Source organism: Alkalicoccobacillus porphyridii (assembly GCF_007293315.1).
Classification (GTDB): Bacteria; Bacillota; Bacilli; order Bacillales; family Bacillaceae_D; genus Alkalicoccobacillus; species Alkalicoccobacillus porphyridii.
This window is the reverse complement of sequence record NZ_VLXZ01000234.1, coordinates 1-267: the sequence shown is the minus strand read 5'-3', so window position 1 is coordinate 267 and position 267 is coordinate 1. Positions and strand designations below refer to the sequence as shown.

The following is a 267-nucleotide window of genomic DNA, read 5'->3' as shown; positions in this document are numbered from 1 at the left end:
CTACTACGGCGCCGATGCCCATGCCAGCGGCGATCCCAACAAGGATCCGATCTCGCGCGGCGTGCCCATGGAGAAGGCCCTGGAGGACGAGTCACTAATCGCCTGGGCGATGAACGGCGAGGACATTCCCTACCTCAACGGCTATCCCCTGCGCGTGGTCTGCGGCGGCTGGCCGGGGTCGGTCTCCGGCAAGTGGCTGCAGCGCATCGTGATCCGCAACCAGAAGCACGACGGCACCAAGATGGGCGCGCCCTCCTACAGCGTGCC

1 protein-coding gene is annotated in these 267 nt (G+C 66.7%); it reads left to right on the top strand.

What is annotated here, in order from left to right:
- On the top strand, window positions 1-267 hold a 267-nt coding region (locus FN960_RS24145; RefSeq protein ID WP_143850821.1), incomplete at both ends, for a molybdopterin-dependent oxidoreductase.